The 401-nt window shown below is 71.3% G+C and carries 1 protein-coding gene; it reads left to right on the top strand.

What is annotated here, in order from left to right; all coding sequences use genetic code 11:
- Positions 1-39: 39 nt before the first annotated feature.
- A partial coding sequence (locus ACFWY6_RS44075; RefSeq protein WP_384703159.1) for an AMP-binding protein occupies positions 40-401 on the top strand: 362 nt, incomplete at its 3' end.

Here is a 401-nt window from a genome sequence, read left to right as displayed (position 1 = left end):
GAGTCGCGGGTGGGTCTGCGGTTGCCGCGGGGTGTCGACATGGTGGTGTCGATGCTGGCGGTGTGGAAGGCCGGGGGTGCGTATGTGCCGCTGGATCCGGAGTACCCGACTGACCGGCTGGAGTTCATGACGGTCGACAGCGGCGCCTCGGTGGTGATCGACGCGGACCGGCTGGCCGGCGCCGGGCCGGTGATCGCCGCCGAGCCGGACGCCCCCCTTGATGTCGCGGTCGAACCGGATCAGCTCGCGTACGTGATCTACACCTCCGGCTCGACCGGCCGCCCGAAGGGTGTGGCGGTCGCGCATCGGGGTGTGGCCAATCTGGTCGAGGTCCGGGGCGGCGACATAGGAGCGGGCCTGGCCGCGCTGTGCGGCAATCTGATCGACCCGCGGCAGAGCCC

Origin of the sequence: Streptomyces sp. NPDC059037, assembly GCF_042740015.1 — a bacterium.
Taxonomy (GTDB): domain Bacteria; phylum Actinomycetota; class Actinomycetes; order Streptomycetales; family Streptomycetaceae; genus Streptomyces.
Note: the sequence above shows the minus strand (reverse complement) of the source record. Positions and strands in the feature narration are given on the sequence as shown.